Origin of the sequence: Pseudoduganella violaceinigra DSM 15887 (assembly GCF_000425385.1) — a bacterium.
Lineage (GTDB): Bacteria > Pseudomonadota > Gammaproteobacteria > Burkholderiales > Burkholderiaceae_D > Rugamonas > Rugamonas violaceinigra.
Genome location: NZ_AUDI01000012.1, coordinates 141621 through 158976 on the forward strand (window position 1 = coordinate 141621; position 17356 = coordinate 158976).

The 17356-nt window shown below is 63.9% G+C and carries 16 protein-coding genes; 11 read left to right on the forward strand and 5 right to left on the reverse strand.

Annotation, left to right across the window (positions count from 1 at the left end; translation table 11 throughout):
- Positions 1-30: 30 nt before the first annotated feature.
- Complete coding sequence (locus H597_RS30265; protein ID WP_051293634.1) at positions 31-675, reverse strand: TetR/AcrR family transcriptional regulator; 645 nt, start codon at positions 673-675, stop codon at positions 31-33.
- A gap of 137 nt (positions 676-812) precedes the next feature.
- Between H597_RS30265 and H597_RS0108650 the strand changes: the two genes are divergently transcribed.
- The 3 genes from H597_RS0108650 to H597_RS0108660 are packed head-to-tail and all read left to right on the forward strand — an operon-like array spanning position 813 to position 4932.
- A complete protein-coding gene (locus H597_RS0108650) occupies positions 813-1928 on the forward strand; it encodes an HlyD family secretion protein (RefSeq protein ID WP_035373568.1) in 1116 nt (371 codons plus the stop codon).
- Positions 1925-3499, forward strand: a complete 1575-nt coding sequence (locus tag H597_RS0108655) for a DHA2 family efflux MFS transporter permease subunit (RefSeq protein WP_051293635.1) — start codon at positions 1925-1927, stop codon at positions 3497-3499. Before H597_RS0108650 ends, H597_RS0108655 begins: the two co-directional genes overlap by 4 nt.
- 14 nt (positions 3500-3513) lie before the next feature.
- Positions 3514-4932, forward strand: coding sequence for an efflux transporter outer membrane subunit (locus H597_RS0108660; protein ID WP_051293636.1), 1419 nt, complete (start codon positions 3514-3516; stop codon positions 4930-4932).
- Between the two features lie 11 nt (positions 4933-4943).
- Here the strand turns inward: H597_RS0108660 and H597_RS0108665 are convergent, their stop codons facing one another.
- Complete coding sequence (locus H597_RS0108665; RefSeq protein WP_028101788.1) at positions 4944-5822, reverse strand: LysR family transcriptional regulator; 879 nt, start codon at positions 5820-5822, stop codon at positions 4944-4946.
- A gap of 99 nt (positions 5823-5921) precedes the next feature.
- Between H597_RS0108665 and H597_RS0108670 the strand changes: the two genes are divergently transcribed.
- The 7 genes from H597_RS0108670 (at position 5922) to H597_RS33180 (ending at position 12535) form a co-directional block, all read left to right on the forward strand.
- Complete coding sequence (locus H597_RS0108670; protein ID WP_028101789.1) at positions 5922-6524, forward strand: short chain dehydrogenase; 603 nt, start codon at positions 5922-5924, stop codon at positions 6522-6524.
- Positions 6524-7126 (forward strand): short chain dehydrogenase, encoded by a 603-nt coding sequence (locus tag H597_RS0108675; RefSeq protein WP_028101790.1) that lies wholly within the window; start codon positions 6524-6526, stop codon positions 7124-7126. Before H597_RS0108670 ends, H597_RS0108675 begins: the two co-directional genes overlap by 1 nt.
- A 49-nt stretch (positions 7127-7175) precedes the next feature.
- The gene (locus tag H597_RS0108680; protein ID WP_028101791.1) at positions 7176-8876 is read left to right on the forward strand and encodes a dipeptidyl-peptidase 3 family protein; all 1701 of its coding nucleotides are present in this window, start codon (positions 7176-7178) and stop codon (positions 8874-8876) included.
- Between the two features lie 101 nt (positions 8877-8977).
- Complete coding sequence (locus H597_RS0108685) at positions 8978-9664, forward strand: hypothetical protein (protein WP_028101792.1); 687 nt, start codon at positions 8978-8980, stop codon at positions 9662-9664.
- 83 nt (positions 9665-9747) lie between these two features.
- Positions 9748-10410: a BON domain-containing protein gene (locus H597_RS0108690; RefSeq protein ID WP_028101793.1), complete on the forward strand. Its 663-nt coding sequence runs from the start codon at positions 9748-9750 to the stop codon at positions 10408-10410.
- A gap of 86 nt (positions 10411-10496) precedes the next feature.
- Positions 10497-11798: an MFS transporter gene (locus H597_RS0108695; protein ID WP_028101794.1), complete on the forward strand. Its 1302-nt coding sequence runs from the start codon at positions 10497-10499 to the stop codon at positions 11796-11798.
- A gap of 71 nt (positions 11799-11869) precedes the next feature.
- Positions 11870-12535, forward strand: a complete 666-nt coding sequence (locus H597_RS33180; RefSeq protein ID WP_028101795.1) for a hypothetical protein — start codon at positions 11870-11872, stop codon at positions 12533-12535.
- On the opposite strand, the gene H597_RS0108705 is transcribed toward H597_RS33180, so the two are convergent.
- Both H597_RS0108705 and H597_RS0108710 read right to left on the reverse strand, forming a co-directional pair.
- Positions 12536-12919: an MAPEG family protein gene (locus H597_RS0108705; RefSeq protein WP_028101796.1), complete on the reverse strand. Its 384-nt coding sequence runs from the start codon at positions 12917-12919 to the stop codon at positions 12536-12538.
- Positions 12920-12936: 17 nt separating this feature from the next.
- On the reverse strand, positions 12937-15051 hold the full coding sequence (locus H597_RS0108710; RefSeq protein WP_035373569.1) for a dipeptidyl-peptidase 5: 2115 nt from the start codon (positions 15049-15051) through the stop codon (positions 12937-12939).
- Positions 15052-15164: 113 nt separating this feature from the next.
- On the opposite strand from H597_RS0108710, the gene H597_RS0108715 reads away from it, so the two are divergent.
- Positions 15165-15941, forward strand: coding sequence for a hypothetical protein (locus tag H597_RS0108715; RefSeq protein ID WP_083941014.1), 777 nt, complete (start codon positions 15165-15167; stop codon positions 15939-15941).
- Here the strand turns inward: H597_RS0108715 and H597_RS0108720 are convergent.
- Positions 15892-17346, reverse strand: a complete 1455-nt coding sequence (locus tag H597_RS0108720) for a cytochrome P450 (RefSeq protein ID WP_229632129.1) — start codon at positions 17344-17346, stop codon at positions 15892-15894. The genes H597_RS0108715 and H597_RS0108720 overlap by 50 nt on opposite strands.
- Positions 17347-17356 lie beyond the last annotated feature (10 nt).

The window sequence follows — 17356 nt, forward strand, 5'->3', positions numbered from 1 at the left end:
CACACGCTGCCGGGCACGCTTAAAGACGGCTTAACGCTTCAAAACGCCGCGCAGGAACAGGTCGATGCCTTGCTCGATCTGCTCCGGCGTGGTGGCCACGCCGCAGCGCGATTCGAACAGGAAGCGGTGCAGCTGGTCGCCCATCAGGCAGTTCATCAGGTAGATCGCCAGCCGCTCGGGCGGCGCTGCGGTATCGAGCTGGGCGGCGATGTCGGGGCGAGCGAAATAGCGCGCCAGCAGCTCGCGCGTCTGGCGCGGGCCGGCATCCCAGAAGGCTTCGGCCAGGTCGGGATTGGCGTGCGCCTCGGCCACCACGATCTGGTACAGGGCCGTCGCACTGGGCGTGCTGACCAGGCGGTGGAAGCGCATGCCGAATTCCAGCAGCGTTTCGCGGACAGGGCGGTGCAAGGTCTCCATGCCGCTCGGGTCGAAGGCGCCCGCGCGGTAACGCAGCAGGATGGCTTTGAGCAGGCCGGCCTTGCCGCCGAACTTCACGTAAATGGTGCGCACGGCAACCCTGGCCTCTTTGGCAATGGCTTCCAGGCTGACTTTGGCGTAGCCCTTCTCAAGGATGAGGTGGGCGGCCGTGTCCATCAGGTCGTTCAGGCGCGCTTCCGCCTCGGCCGCTTTGGGCCGTCCAGCTTTGACTGGCTCGATGAGTTGTTCAATAGACATGATTGGAGGCAGAGACTATCAGATGCCCCCACTTTATGCCAATTTAAAATGAAATGCAATCGTTTCATTTCTTGACTTTACGCATTGATTGGCGAATAATGCACACGACTCATTTCATTTTTAGGGAGTTTCCCACCATGTCCCAGCACAACCCAGCCGAACAAAAAGTGCTCAGCGCCGTGCCTGAAGCCGCGCCTGCCGCCACCCCACCCAACCGTCGCGTTCTCCTGATCGCCGGCCTGATCGCCCTGGCAGCACTGGGCGCGGGCGGCCGCATGTGGTACCGCGGCCACCATTATGTGGAAACCGAAAATGCCTATGTGGCGGGCCACGTGCATCCGGTGTCCGCGCGCATTGCCGGCGTGGTGACCAAGGTGCTGGTGGAAGACAACCAGCTGGTCAAGGCCGGCGATGTGATCGCCGAGCTCGATCCGTTCGACCAGCAAGTGAAGGTTGAGCAGATCCAGGCGCAGATCGCCAGCGTGCAGCAACAGGTGCTGCAGGCCGATGCCCAGATCGCCCAGGTGAATGCACAGGCCAGCGCCGCCTCCGCGCAAGTGGCCCAGGCGCAAGCGAACCAGCTGCGCGCAACCCAGGACGCCGAGCGTTACGGCCAGCTGTATACCAGCCAGATGAAGGCCGTGTCGAAAGCCGAACTGGATGCCGCCAACGCCGCCCGCGCCAGCGCCACCGCCGATGTGGCGGCGCGCAAGGACAGCGCCGAAGCCGCGAAAGCGCAAATCGGTTCCGCCACCTCCGCCCGCGAAGTGCTGAAGGCGCAAGTCAAAGTGCTGCAGGTGCAGCTGAAAGACGCGCAGCAGCAGCTGGCCTACAACCGCATCATCGCCCCGGTCGACGGCCGCGTCGGCAAGCGCAGCCTGGAAGTGGGCCAGCGCGTACAGCCGGGCCAGCAGCTGGTGGCCCTGGTGCAGGACAATGTATGGATTACCGCCAACTTCAAGGAAACCCAGCTTGCCGACATGCGCGTTGGCCAGCACGTGAACCTGACCATCGACGCCCTGCCGGGCAAAGAGCTGGTGGGCCGCGTAGATTCGTTCTCGCCAGCCTCCGGCGCGCAGTTCGCACTGCTGCCGGCCGATAACGCCACCGGCAACTTCACCAAGATCGTGCAGCGCGTGCCGGTGAAGATCACCTTCAAGCCGGAAGACCTGAAAGCCTACGAAGGCCGCCTGGTGCCTGGCATGTCGGCTATCGCTGAAGTCAGCATCAAATCCGACGCGAACGCAAAATGAGCGCCCCGATGATGGTGCCTGAAGGACGGGTATCCGGCCGCACCTGGATCGCGGTGGCGGCCGGCATGCTGGGCGCCTTCATGGCGGTGCTGGATATCCAGATCACCAACTCCTCGCTGCGCGACATCCTCGGTGCGCTGAACGCCACCCAGGAAGAGGGCTCCTGGATTTCGACCGCCTACCTGGTGGCCGAGATCATCGTGATCCCGCTGACGGCGCTGCTGACGCGCACCTTCGGCATGCGCGCCTACATGATGGGCACGACCGCCCTGTTCCTGCTGTTCTCGACCCTGTGCGGCACGGCCTGGAATCTGCAAAGCATGATCCTGTTCCGCATGATGCAGGGCTTTACCGGCGGCGCGCTGATCCCGATGGCGATGACGCTGGTGATGGCCAAGCTTCCCGCATCCAAGCGCGCGGTCGGCATGGCGATCTTCGGCCTGACAGCGACGCTGGCGCCGTCCATGGGACCGACCCTGGGCGGCTACCTGAGCGAAATATATGGCTGGCCGTCGATCTTCTACATCAACTGGGTGCCCGGCATCCTGCTGATCGCCGGCGTGGCCTACGGCCTGGATCACGAAGAGCGCAAGCTTAGCGAGTTGTTCCACGCGGACTGGCTGGGCATCGCCTTCATGGCGATGGGCCTGGGCGGCCTGACCATCTTCCTGGAAGAGGGCAATAGCAAGGATTGGTTCGAATCGGGCTTCATCATCGCTTTTGCGGGCCTGGCGATCGTCGGCTTGCTGGGCTGGGTGATCACGAGCGCCATGCGCCCGCAACCCTTCGTCAACCTGGGCCTGTTCGCACAGCGTAACTTCCTGGTGGCGTCGGCGCTGGCCGCGGTGATGGGCATGGGCCTGTACGGTTCATCGTTCCTGCTGCCGCTGTACCTGGGCCAGATCGCCGGCTACTCGCCGATGCAGATCGGCGAAGTGATCATGTGGGCCGGTCTGCCGCAGCTGTTCATCATGCCGTTTGCGGCCAAGCTGTCGATGAAGGTCGACAACCGCATCCTGTGCTCGATTGGCCTGGGCCTGTTCGGCGTGTCCTGCATCATGAACGCTTATATGGACGCGACCACCGGCTACGACCAGCTGCTGCTGTCGCAGGTGGTGCGCGCGCTCGGGCAGCCATTCGTGATGCTGACGCTGTCGAACTTCGCGATGAACGGCATTGCGCCGAAAGACACGGCATCGGCTTCCAGCCTGTTCAACATGATCCGCAACCTGGGCGGCTCGATCGGCATCGCCCTGCTGGCGACCCAGCTGACGCAGCGCGAACACTTCCACTCGGCCCGCCTGGGCGAGGCAGTGAACGGCTTCTCGGCGGCGACCCAGCTGCGCCTTGACCAGTTGACGCAATCGTTCATCGGCAAGGGCTTTGATCCGATCACGGCATCGGACAAGGCGCTGAAGGCGGTGGACAGCATCGTGCGGCGCGAGTCCTTTGTCATGGCATACAACGACGGCTTTTTGATCGTGGGCGGCATTCTGCTGTCCTGCATCCTGATCCTGTGGCTGTCCGATAAGGTGAAATCCCCATCGGGCGGCGGCGCTGGTGCGCACTAATGAGAGAAAAAGATATGAACATCAAGATGATTGCATTGGCAGTAAGCGCAGCGGCTGTGCTGGCAGGCTGCGGCACCGTCGGCAACGATTTCAAGGCCCCGGCCGGCGCGCCGGAGCAAGCCTTCCGCCACGCCCCGCAAGGCGCATCCGGCGAAGCGCAACTGCCGGCGCAGTGGTGGACCGTGTTCGGCGACGACACGCTGAACCGGCTTGAACACCAGGCCTTGCGCGACAGCCCGACCGTCAAGGCGGCGGCGCAGCGCCTGTTCCAGGCCGAAGCGCAACTGGGGCTGGTGCGTTCCAGCGAAAAGCCGAATATCACGATCAGCACCGGCGTATCGAATACGCGCAGCTCGGCCAATACCTCGCAAGGTATCGCTCTGGGCCACCGCTCGATCCATGGCAATAACTACTCGGTAGCCGCCGGCTTCTCGTACGAGCTGGACCTGTTCGGCCGCGTGCGCCGCTCGGTGGAATCGGCCGACGCGCAAGCACTGGCCGCCAGCCATGACCGCGACGGCGTGCTGCTGCTGCTGTCGTCCCAGATCGCCACCAGCTACTGGCAGCTGCGCGGCCTGGATGCTGAAATGGCCATCCTGCGCGGCGCCCTGGCGACCCGCAAGGAAACCGAAGAACTGGTGAACGCCCGCTTCAACGCCGGCCTGTCGAACGAGCTGGACACCTCGCGCGCCCGCATCGAACGCGCCAACGCCGAAGCCGACCTGGAAGAGGTGCAACGCCAGCGCAACACGCTGGAGCACGCGCTGGCCGTGCTGGTCGGCGCATCGCCGTCGAGCACGCAGCTGGAACCGGCCACCGCCACCGAGCTGCCTGCGCCGCCGGCGATTCCTGCCGGCCTGCCGGCCAACCTGCTGGCGCATCGTCCGGACCTGGCGTCCAGCGTGGCAAGCGTGCGTGCCGCCAACGCCAACGTCGGTGTGGCGGAAGGCGCCTTCTACCCGTCGATCAGCCTGACCGGCAACTTCGGCTATGCCTCGGAAAGCCTGGGCGATATCGGCAAGGGCAGCTCGCGTGCATTCAGCTTCGGCCCGCTGGCCCTGTCGCTGCCGATCTTCGACGGCGGCCGCAACCAGTCGAACCTGACGGTTGCCAAGGCACGCTACGAAGAAGCCGTGGCCAACCACGAAGGCAAGCTGCTGACAGCATTGCGTGAAGTGGAAGACGCGCTCTCCGACGTGCAGCAGCGTACGCAGCAGGGCAAGGTACAGGCGACTTCCCGCGAAGCCGCCACCCGCGCCTACGACGTCGCGCGCGCCCGCTACGAGCGCGGCATCAGCACCTACCTGGACGTCACCGACGCCCAGCGCAGCGCCCTGGCCGCCGACCGCGCCGCCGTGCAAATCAACACCCAGCGCATGCTCGCCACAGTCAGCTTCGCCCGCGCCCTCGGTGGCGGCTGGCAAGCACCTTAAGCTTCAGGGTTTCATTTAAAACGTGACAGCATGAAGTCGATGAAGCTGGTGAGCTTGGGCGTCTGCTGCCGGTCGCGCGAGTAGAGCAGGTGCATGGGGCGCGGGGCGGGGAGGTAGTCGTCCAGCACCCGCACCAGGCGGCCGGCGGCGATGTCCTGCGCCAGCACCACTTCGGCTTGCATGACCAGGCCGAAGCCGCTCAGGGCCGCCTGCTTCAAGGCATAGCTATTGTTGGCGCGCAGGCGGCTGAGCGGGACGTGGCGCCCGTCCCTGTCGCCCTTCAGGCGCCAGCGCGAGCCGGGCGTCCAGCCGCTGAATTCCAGGCATTCGTGCTGCGCCAGGTCGGCCGGCACCTGCGGTGTGCCGCGCCGCGCCAGGTACGCCGGCGAGCCGCAGATCACCACCCCGTACGGCCTGAGCGGGCGCGCCACCAGCGACGAGTCTTCCAGCGTGCCGATGCGCACGGCGATGTCGAATCCCTCCTCCACGATATCGATCGCGCGGTCGTTCAGGTTCAGGTCCACGCTGACTTCCGGATATTGCTCCAGGTAGTCGGCGATCATGGGGCCGAGCCATTCCATGCCGAACGATACGGCGCACGATACCTTCAACACGCCGCGCGGCGCGATGCGCATGGTTTCGGCCAGGCTTTCCGCTGCATGGATCTGGGCCAGGATGGCGCGGCATTGTTCCACGTATTGGCGGCCGATTTCTGTCAGCGAATGGCGGCGCGTGGTGCGCGTGAGCAGGGCGGCGCCGAGGCGCTGCTCCAGTTCCCGCACATGCTTGCCGACCATGACGGCCGAAATGCCGAAACGATCGGCGGCGGCGGTAAAGCTGCCCAAGTCGACGGCGGCGACCAACACTTCCATGCTGCGTAATTTATCCATTGCGAACTATTGGTTTGTAATTATTTAAATGATAGCGTATTTATTCCTGTGGCGACGGAGCGCATACTGGCTTCACTTCGCAACCCACAGGAGATTCAAATGAAAAAGATCATCGTTATCGGCGCTTCCGGCACCATCGGCAAAGCCATCGTGGAACAACTGGGCCTGCGCCATGAAGTCGTCACCGCCGGCCGCAGCAGCGGCCAGTTCCAGGTGAAGATCGAAGATCCGGCGTCGGTGCAGGCACTGTTCGAACAGGTGGGCAAGGTTGACGGCGTGGTGGTGGCTGCCGGCGACCTGCATTTCGGCCCCTTGCTGGACATGACCCCCGAGCAGTTCCGCATCGGCCTCGATTCGAAGCTGATGGGCCAGGTGAATGTGCTGCTGGCGGCGCAGAAGCACCTGCACGAAGGTGGTTCGATCACCCTCACCAGCGGCATTGTCTCCGAGCAGCCGATCCGTTTCGGCGCCAACGCCAGTGCCGTCAACCGCGCGGTGGAAGGCCTTGTGCTTGGCGCGGCAATCGAACTGCAGCGCGGCCTGCGCGTGAATGTCATCAGCCCGGCCTTGCTGGATGAATCGGTGGCGGCCTATGGCCCTTATTTCTACGGCATGGAAACCGTACCGGCGAAGCGCGTGGCATTGGCCTACAGCCGCAGCGTGGAAGGCGCGGAAACCGGCAAAACCTACCGCGTATGGTAATGCGTACGGTCCTGGTAATCGGCGGCAGCGGCACCATCGGCAGGGCCGTGGTACGCGAGCTGGGCAAGCGTCACCGCGTGGTCACCGCCGGCCGCTCCAGCGGCGACCATCGCGTGGCGATTGAAGATATCGCTTCCGTGCGTGCGCTGTTCGCCAAGGCGGGCAGGGTGGATGATGTGGTGGTCGCCTGCGGCGCCCTGCATGTCGGGCCGCTGGACGAGATGACGCAGGCGCAGTTCCGTACCGGCCTCGATTCGAAGCTGATGGGGCAGGTCAATGTGGCGCTGGAGGCCCAGCATCATTTGCCTGACGGCGGGTCGATCACGCTGACCAGCGGCGTGGACGCGCATAACCCCTTGCGCGGCTGCGTCAACACGGTCGCCGTCAACAATGCGGTCGAAGGCTTCGCCCAGGGCGCGGCGCTGGAGCTGCAGCGCGGCTTGCGCATCAACGTTGTCAATCCTTCCCTGCTGGAGGAGTCGGCGCAGAAGTTCGAGGCCTTGTTCCATGGCTTCGAACCGGTGTCCTCGGCCCGCGTGGCGCGCGCTTACAGCCGTTGCGTGGAAGGCGCAGAAAGCGGAAAAACCTACCGCGCCTGGTAAGCCGAGGCATACAATGTGGCCTTCCTTTCAACTGTAGAGAAAAGGCCACATGAAAAACCTTTTGACCCCGCTGGTGCTTGCGATTGCGAGCGCCACTGCCGCTGCGGCGCCGGCCGACGTCGCACAGCTGCAAAAGATGACCAAGCGTTACGCGCCGGTGCAGCTGAAAGCCGATGCGTCGCAGCTGTCGGCCGGCGACCGCCAGGCGATCAAGAAGCTGATCGAAGCCGCCAAGATCGTCGACACTTTGCAGCTGCGCCAGCGCTGGTCCGGCAACGAGTCCCTGTACGCCGTGCTGCAGAAGGACAAATCGCCGCTGGGCAAGGCCCGCACCGAATACCTGTGGCTGAACAAAGGCCCGTGGTCCATCCTCGATGAGCACCAGTCCTTCCTGCCGGAGCAAGTGGCGGGCATCAAGGTGCCGGCCCACAAGCCTGCCGGCGCCAACTTCTATCCCGAGGGCGCGACCAAGGAAGAGCTGGAAAGCTGGATGAACGCCCTGCCTGCGGCGCAGAAGCAGGACGCGCAATGGTTCTTCACCACCATCCGCAAGGGCGATGATGGCAAGTTCAAGATCGTCAAATATTCGGACGAGTACAAGCCCGAATTGGAAAAGCTGGCCAAGCTGCTGAAGGAAGCCTCGGCCGCTACCTCGAGCGCTTCGCTGAAGAAGTTCCTCGACCTGCGCGCCGATGCTTTCCTCTCCAACGACTACCTGGCGTCCGACTTCGCCTGGATGGACCTGGATTCGCCGGTCGACGTCACCATCGGCCCGTACGAAACCTATAACGACGAGCTGTTCGGCTACAAGGCCGCCTTCGAGGCGTATGTGAACATTCGCGACGAGAAGGAAACCCGCAAGCTGGACTTCTTCGCCAAGCATATGCAGGAGCTGGAAGACAATCTGCCGCTCGACGCCCAGTACCGCAATCCTAAAGTGGGCGCGGTGGCGCCGATGGTGGTGGTCAACGAAGTGTACGGCGCGGGCGACGGCAATATGGGCGTGCAAACGGCCGCCTACAACCTGCCGAACGATGAGCGCATCATCAGCCAGCGCGGTTCCAAGCGCGTGATGCTGAAGAACGTGCAGGAAGAAAAGTTCAAGGCGACGCTGACCCCGATCGCCAAGCTGGTGCTGCGTCCCGCCGACCAGAAGGACCTGGACTTCAATTCCTTCTTCACCCACATCCTGGCGCATGAAATCACGCACGGCCTGGGCCCGCACATTACCAAGGCTGGCGCCAACGAATCGACCCCGCGCCAGGACCTGAAGGAGGCCTATTCCACCATCGAGGAAGCGAAAGCCGATATCACCGGCCTGTATGCCCTGATGTACATGATGGAAAAGGGCCAACTGGCCGATACCCTGGGCCAGGGCGAGGCGGCGGAACGCAAGCTGCACATCTCCTTCCTGGCATCGGCTTTCCGTACGCTGCACTTCGGCCTGACCGATTCGCATGCGCGCGGCATGGCGATCCAGGTCAATTACCTGCTGGACAAGGGCGGTTTTGTGTCGCACGGCGACGGTACCTTCTCGGTCGATTTCAAGAAGATCAAGCAGGCGGTGATCGATCTTGACCGCGAGTTCCTCACCATCGAGGCGACCGGCGATTACGCGCGCGCCAAGGACATGATGGCGAAGTACGTCGTCATCCGCCCCGATGTGCAGAAGGCCTTGGACAAGATGAAGACAGTCCCCAATGACATTCGTCCATCTTTCCCGACTGCCAAGTCCTTGCTCGCAAAATAAACTTGCCGACTAGCTCAGTCAATATTTTGTAACAGCCCCGAAACTCCGGTATTAGCTTGCCGTAAGGCATGTATAGTTGAAGCTAGTTACCGGAGTTCATCATGAAGCTGAGCCTGCCAATCCTGCTGTCCTTCTGCGCTGCCTCGGCAGGCGCGGCACAGCTGACCGAAACGGAAACCCGCTGGCTGCAGGCCGGCTCTCCCGTGCTGGCCTACGCCAAGCAGGAACTCAATCTCCCCATCGATATCGTGGTCCAGCCGCAGGCCGGGCCGAATGACGTGCCGCTGGCCATGGGCTTTGCCGATGGCCGCTGCAAGCTGGTGTTTTCCATGCGCGGCAATCCGCAGGCGGAAGAGGTGCTGAACGGTGTACCTGCCGCGCAACAGAAAGTACTGATCGAAGCCATGACGGCGCACGAGGTCGGCCATTGCTGGCGCCAGGCGCACGGCAGCTGGCATGCCTTGCCTGCCGGTTTCGTCGAGGGCCCGCAGGAGCAACTCGATAGTCCCGAATTGCAAGCCTTGTCGAAGGCAATGCGCGACACGCGCCGAGAGGAGGCCTTTTCCGACCTGGTGGCGCTGGCCTGGACGCAACGCGCCAACGCCGGGCAGTACCGGCAGGTGCATGCCTGGCTGATGCAGGTGCGCCAGCCGGTTGCGCACAGTTCGCACAACACGCGCGCCTGGTTGCAACTTGCAGCCGATGGCTCCGTGTTTGATAGCGAACATAATCCCTTCGAACAGGCGCGCGCCCTGTGGGGCAAAGGCTTGCTAAAAGACGAGCAATAACCCAACTGTGTACGGTCGCGCACAGAAGTTCGTCCCCGGCAGGCGTTTAATCGCCATGCAAACCATCCTAAAGGGGACTAACCATGAAGAAAATCCTGTGTATTTCGCTGGCTGCCCTGTTCAGTACTTCCTTCGCTGTTGCGCAGGCTGCCGATAACGACGCCTACAAAGCCGCCAAGGATAAGGCTGAATCCGATTACAAGGTGGCGAAGGACAATTGCAAGACCCTGAAGCACAACGCCGAAGACGTCTGCAAGGAAGAGGCCAAGGTAGCGCTGGCCCGGGCCGAGCTGGATGCGACCACGCAGCACCAGAACACGGCCAAGGACGTCGAGAAAGCCAAGCGCAAACTGGCCGATGCTGAATATGACCTGGCCAAGGAGCGCTGCGACGATATGAGCGGTTCGGCAAAATCGGTTTGCAAGTCCGATGCCAAGTCCGCTCATAAGACCGCACTGGCCAATGCAGGCGGCAGCACCACCTCGAATATCGCGCAGACCACGCGCGAAGCTGGCGCCAACCTGGCCGACACCGCGTCCGACACCATGATCACCACCAAGGTGAAGGCTGAAATGGCAGCCGATCCATTGGTCAAAGCCATGGATGTGCACGTGGAAACCCAGAAAGGCATCGTCATGCTGAGCGGCTTTGTGCCTTCCAAGGCAGAGGCTGACAAGGCTGTCGAACTGGCCCGCAGGGTCGAAGGCGTGCAGGAGGTGAAATCCTCCCTGCAGATCAAGAAATAACTTTCTCTGATCGAGCCCAAGCCGGTGCATCGCGCCGGCTTTTATTTTCCTTGATTTAATGATGATCGTCATTTATATTGAGCTGCATGATAGCCGATACCATCTCCCAGCGGTTGCAACGCCGCGGCATCCACTACGCGTGGGTCATCGTTGCCTTGACCTTCCTGACCGCGCTGACATCGTCCGCGGCGCTCGGTTTGCCGGGCGCACTGCTGCAGCCCCTGAGCCGGGAATTCGGCTGGGGCGTGGACCAGATCTCATCGGCCCTGGCGGTACGCTTCGCCCTGTTTGGCCTGATGGGGCCCTTCTCGGCGATCCTGATGGAGCGCTTCGGCTTGCGCAATGTGGTGGTGACGGCGCTCAGCCTGGTGACGGCCGGTTCTCTGCTGGCGCTGGGGATGACGCAGTTTTGGCAGCTGGTGCTGCTGTGGGGCGTGATGCTGGGCGTTGGATCCGGCATGACCGCGCTGGTGCTGAGCGCGGTGGTCTCCACGCGCTGGTTCGAGACCCGCCGCGGCCTGGTGGTGGGCTTGCTGACGGCCAGTTCGGCCACGGGACAGCTGATCTTCCTGCCGGTCGGCGCCTGGCTGGTGGAGCACTTCGGCTGGCGTATGGCGGTGGTGCCGGTGCTGGTGGCATGCGGCCTGGTCGCGCTGGCGGTCTTCGTCTTGATGCGCAACCGCCCATCGGACGTCGGCCTGGCACCGTATGGCGCAATCCAGCCTGCCGCTGGGCAGGCTGCGGCGCCGATGGCGGTGGGGTTCGCGACGCCGTTTCGCATCCTGCGCGAAGCGTCCGGCAGCGCGGTATTCTGGCTGCTGGCTGGCAGCTTCTTCATCTGCGGTCTGAGCACGAATGGTTTGATCCAGACCCACTTCATCTCCCTGTGCGGCGACGCCGGCATGGGGCCCGTGCCGGCGGCATCGGTGCTGGCCATGATGGGCGCCTTCGACCTGGTGGGTACCATTTCTTCCGGCTGGCTGTCGGACCGCTACGACAACCGCAAGCTCCTGTTCTGGTATTACAGCCTGCGCGGCCTGTCGCTGCTTTGGCTGCCGTATTCGGAGTTCACGCTGTACGGCTTGTCGCTGTTCGCCATGTTCTACGGCCTCGACTGGATCGCCACCGTGCCGCCGACGGTGCGCCTGAGCGCGACCACGTTCGGCAAGGAGAAGGCGGGAATGGTGTTCGGCTGGATCGTTGCGGCCCACCAGTTGGGCGCTGCTGTCGCGGCCTTCGGGGCCGGGCAGGTGCGCACCCTGCTGCTTACGTATAACCCGGCGCTGTTCGCCGCCGGCGCGGCCTGCCTGGTGGCGGGAATGATGGCGCTGGCCATCCGCCTGCGCCCCGCCGCAGCCTCCGCGCCGACGGTGGCCAAGGCGGCGTGAGATTGGGATAGATTGTTGTTCGTTGCTCCTTGCTATGCTGTTCGCTCCAACAACAGGAGGGGAGAAGGGCAGTGACGAAGTCGATCGAAGAACGCCTGGCGGCGCTAGAGCAGGAAAACGCCAGCCTGCGCAAACGAATTTCGCGCCAGAGCGCGGCCTGGCTCTTCAGCGTGCTGGCGCTGGCGGGCGGTGTGGCCGTCGCCGGGGCGGCGGTCCAGGATGCCGTGTTCGACAGCATCAGGGCCAAGGAGCTGGTGGTGGTCGATTCCAAGGGCACGGTTCGTGCCCGCGTCGGCGGTGACCTGCCCAATGGCGTCATGGCCGGAGGGCGCGTTTCGAATCGCGGCACCAAGGCCGCGGGCATGATCATTTATGACGAAGAAGGCATCGAGCGGGGCGGCTATATTACGGCCGACGAAGGCAGCAATGCCATGATCACGCTCGATTCCAAGCACCGCATGGCGGCAATCATGGTGGCCGGTCCGGATGAAAGCCAGAGCAGCGCGATGAGCCTGATCACCAAGGCAAGCACGATCGAGATGCGCGCGGACGACAACGGCTCGCGGCTGACGATGAGCGACAAGGACGGCGTGAAACTCCAGCAGCCTGCGATCGCGGCACTGGCGCCGGAGAACTGCAAGATGTTCCGGGAAATCGAGAAGAAGGAACCTGGCAAGCGCTGGTGCCAGAAGCGCTTTACCGACGCTGCCTGCCAGGCTTGCCTTGAGGGGGGCTGATCAGGAATGTGCCAGGATCGCCAGGCTGACGCCAATGCCGGCGAACCACACCAGCGTGCGCAGCGTGGCCAGGTTGCTGATGTAAATGATGCTGTAGGTCACGCGGATCAGGACGAAGACCATCGCAAGGATGTCGATGCGGTCCTGGTTCGCGTGGGCCTGCTGCGCGAGGATGACGGCTGCAATGAACAGCGGCAGGGCTTCAAAGCCGTTCTGGTGTGCGGCAATGGCGCGTTTGGCCCAGCCTTCCTGGCGCCCCGCCCATTGGCGCGGCTCGGCGTTATCGTAGCGGTCCTTGGACTTGACCGAAGCGACTTTCGGCGTCAGTGCCACCGCCATGGGCAGGATGCAGGCTGCTGCGATGCACCAGTTTGCAAGCGTCATCTTCTACTTCTCCTTATTTATTGAAGGTATTTGGCGAGCCAGCCATGCACTTCGTTGTAGAAGTAGCGGCTGTTTTCGCCTTTCAGGATCCAGTGATTCTCGTCCGGGAATACTACCAGCTTGCTAGGCGTATTCAAACGCTGTTGCGCCGCAAAGTTCATCAGTGCGTTGTTGACCGGCACACGGTAATCGAGTTCGCCCACCGTAATCAGGATCGGCGTCTTGAAGCCGGTGCCTTTCTCGTGATTCCCGCCCTGCATGATCGGGCTTTGCTCGCGCCACACCGGCAGGTCGCTCCACACCGGGCCGCCGCCATTGATTTCGCGGCCGTAGATGCTGTCGCTGGTACCCCATTGCATCACCAGGTCCATTTCGCCGGCGTGCGACACGATCGCCTTGTAACGGGTGGTGGTGGCCTGCAGCCAGTTGGCCAGGTGGCCGCCGTAGCTTGCGCCGCCCGCAGCCAGTTTGGTGCCGTCGATGAATGGATACTTCTTGATCGCTTCATCCACCGCCCAGTTGATTTCGTCGCCCGGGCCCTTCAGCGGATCGTACTGGAGCGAGCGCGCGAATTCTTCGCCGTAGCCGGTGGAGCCTTTGTAGTCGGTCAGCAGCACCACATAGCCCGGCTTGGCCAGCAGGTGGTAATTCCAGCGCAGTACGAACTGGTCGCGCCACATGCTGGCAGCACCGCCATGGATGACTGCGAACAGCGGATACTTCTTGTTCGGATCGAAGCCGGCCGGCTTCACGATCATATTGTGGATCTGGCGGCCATCCGGGGTCTTGAACCAGAAGTGCTCCGGCGCCTGCCAGTCGATGCTTGCGGCTTTCTCCACGTTGAAGGAAGTCAGGCGTTTCGGCGTACCGTTGAAGGCATAGATTTCCGGCGGGTTGATCGAGGATTCCCAGACGCCCACCAGGGCCTTGCCGCCCGCGCTCAGCGCGTTGATCGAACCGTTCGGCAGCGAAGGCTCTTCACGCTTGTCGCCGCCGCTGTAGTTCATCGAGCTGACCTTTTCCAGGCCGGCATGCTCGAAGGAGTAGTAAATGCGCTTGCCGTCGTTTGGCAGGGCGATGCGCGAGATCGAGCGGTCCAGGTCCTGCGTCAGGATTTTTGGCTGCGCGCTGGTGAACGGCCACGTGAAGCTCGCCAGGCGGGTCAGGTCGTACACCTTGTGCGGTACTTCCTCTTCGGTCAGGGCGAACAGGGTCTTGCCGTCCGGCGCGAAGCGCAGGTCGTGATAGCTGCGGACGTCCCGGGTCAACTGCACCGGCTCGCCGCCCGCCAGCGCCACGCTGTAGACCTGGGTGAAGGTCGAGGCGCGCGCCGCTTCGTTGCGGTTGGTGGAGGCGGCAAATACCACGCTCTTGCCGTCCGGTGCCCAGACGGCGTTCAGCGACTGGCCTTCGTCGCCCTGGCTGCCGCCAAAGCCAGGCAGGGCGGCCAGCTTGCTGCCGGCCAGGATGTCGCGCGGCGTTGCCCCCGCCTGCGCTTCCATCACGAACAGGCGCACCTGCTTGTCGTCCAGCCATTTATCGAAGAAGCGCGGCGGGAAGGATTCGTAGGCGCGGGCGCTGTATTTGCGGTCCTTGCGTTCCTTGGCGGCCTTCTTCACGGCTTCTTCATCGTCGGCGCCGGGAAAGACTTCGCTCACGAACATGATCTGTTTGCCGTCCGGGCTCCACTTCGGCATGCGCGCACCCAGCGTCAGACTGGTCATGCGCTGCGCCTCGCCGCCATTGGCCACGTCGAGGCGGTAAATCTGCGGCGCTTCGTCGCCCTCGCGCTTGGCGACGAACAGCAGGAAACGGCTGTCCGGCGACCAGGCATGCGCGGATTCGCTGCCTTTGCTGAATGTCAGGCGGCGCGCTGCGCTGTCGTCAACCAGGGACTTGATCCAGATGTCGGACCATTGGTCCTTGCTGTCGTAAGCTGGATCGGTGACGGAGAACACGGCCCACTTGCCGTCGGGGCTTGGCTGCGGGGCGCCGACGCGCTTCATCAGCCACACGTCTTCGTGGGTGATGGCATGCCTGGCCGGTTCGACCGCGGCCGCCTGAGCCAGGGTGGCGCTGGCGCCGAGGATCAGCAGGGAAGTGAGCTTGGGGAGGATTTTTGTTGCAATCATTGCACTGGCTTCGTTGAATCAATCGAATCGCGGATAGTGAGGAATCAGGGGCCCCCTGTCAATGCGCTGTTACTTGGGCGTTACAAAGCATGCGCATGGTAGACTCGCGGCCCATGAATTCCATCCTCGCGCTGAAACTCTTCCTCGTTCCTTTCCTGATTTACGCCGTCACCCTGGCTGGCCGGCGCTGGGGCCCCGCCGTTGCAGGCTGGCTCTCGGCTTTTCCGATCGTGGCCGGACCGATCCTGCTGGCGATCGCGCTGGAACAGGGCAGCGGCTTCGCTGCCGCAGCGGCGGAGGGAACCTTGATGGCCGTGCTGGCCATGATTGCCTTCAGCCTCACTTACGCGTGGGCGTCGGGGCACCTGGGCGTGGCGGGTGCGATGCCGGTCGCGCTGTGCGCGTGGGCGGTCGCGGTGGCGGCACTGCAGTCGATGCGGTTGTCGTTGCCATTTGCGGCGATCGCGGTGGTTGGCGCGCTGCTGGTTGCGCCGCGCTTGTTCCCGGCGCCCGGCCCGCAGGAGCAGGCGCAGCCGGCCAGGCGCGGCGGCGACCTGCCCTGGCGCATGCTGGCGGGGGCCGTACTGGTGATGTCGGTCAGCGCCGCGGCGGCAGGACTGGGCCCGCGCCTGAGCGGCTTCTTCGCCATGTTCCCGGTGATGGGGACGGTGCTGGTCGGCTTCACGCACGTGCAGGCCGGCCGCGGCAGCGCTGTGATGCTGCTGCGCGGCACGATGCTCGGCTACTTCGCCTTCGCCGCCTTCTGCGTGTCCATCGCGCTGCTGCTGCGCGCCCAGCCGGTGCCGGCTTCGTTCTTCTGCGCCTTCGTTTTCGCGCTGACTATCCAGCTCTTGGTAAAAGCCGCATCGTCAAGGCGCCCGACTGCATGACGAAGCCGTGGTATTCCCCGCTGTCGCCGTCGACCGAAACAATGTCGAAGGCCCCCAGCAGGCAAGCCATGGCCACCTTGATCTCGAGCAGGGACAGGTAGCGTCCCGGGCACAGGCGCGGCCCCGAACCGAACGGCATGGCCAGCTGGCGCACATTGCCGCCGTCCAGCCAACGCTGCGGATCGAAGGCGGCGGCATTGTGCACTTTCGCTTCCGACACGCTGTCGTGCCGCAGCACGCACCAGAGCACGCAGTCCTTCGGCACCCGCACATCGCCCACCACGCAGTCATGATTGGCCTGCAGCGGCAGGAAGGGCGCCGGCGGTTTGAGGCGCATGGCTTCGTGCGCGCAGGCGTCGACGAATTCGAGCCGGTCCATTTGCTCGATCGTGAATGCCGACGGATCGGGCGCCACCCCGCGTACCTCCTCCTGCGCCCGCTGCAATGCGGCTGGATGGCGCGCCAGCAGCCATATCAGCCAGGACAGGGCGCTGGACGTGGTGTCCTCGCCCGCCAGCAGCATGGTGCTGACATTGCCGATCACCGCTCCCTGGTCGATGCCGCTGCCTTCCTGGTCCGCTGCGGCCAGCATGGCTTCGAGCATATTGTGCGGATGGCTGGCGCGGGACGGATCGTCCTGCATGCGCTGGCGCGCCTTGGCGATGAAGCCGTTGGTCGCCGCGCGCGTGGCCCGCACGGCGGCTTCCAGCCGGCGGTCATAGGGCAGCTTGACGTAGCGCCAGTAGGGCACCGGCATTAGGGAGCGGCGCGCCGTTCCTTCCATGATGAGTTCCAGCTGCCGCTGCACCACATCGTCGCCGTTTTCAATGGTGTTGACTTCCTCGCCGAAGGCCAGGCCGGCAATCACGTCGACGGTGTAGCGCTTCAAGTCCGCATTCAGGGCGATGGGACGGCCATCCCGGGCGGCCTGGGCCCAGCGCTGCTGCAGGCGTGCGCCAACGCGCGCCAGCAGGGGGAAGTAGGCTTTGATCGCGTGCGGCGCAAAGGCCTGCATCACCATCTTGCGCTGCTTGCGCCAGACTGCTCCCTCGGCCAGGAAGACGCCGCGTTCGCCGCCCAGCTCATCGGAGACCCGGGCCGTGACGTCGGGCCGGCGGAAGCCATCGGGCCGTTCGCGCAGGATGGCGCCGACCAGGGCCGCATCGGCGACCACCAGTACCTGCTGGCGGCCGATCCGCATCTGGAAGAGGGGACCGTAGCGGCGGGCCATGGCTTCGACGTCGGCGTGCACCTTGCTTGGCCGCAGCTGCAAGGTGTTGCCAAGAAAAGGCAGGCCCCTGGGGCCGGGGAGAGCGGAAATCCGGCGCGGCGCGCTGGCGGCCGAGGTAGTCGTGGTATCCATGTCGGCCAGTATGCGCGCGCTAAGTGGGGCGGTCTTGAACATTTGCGACATC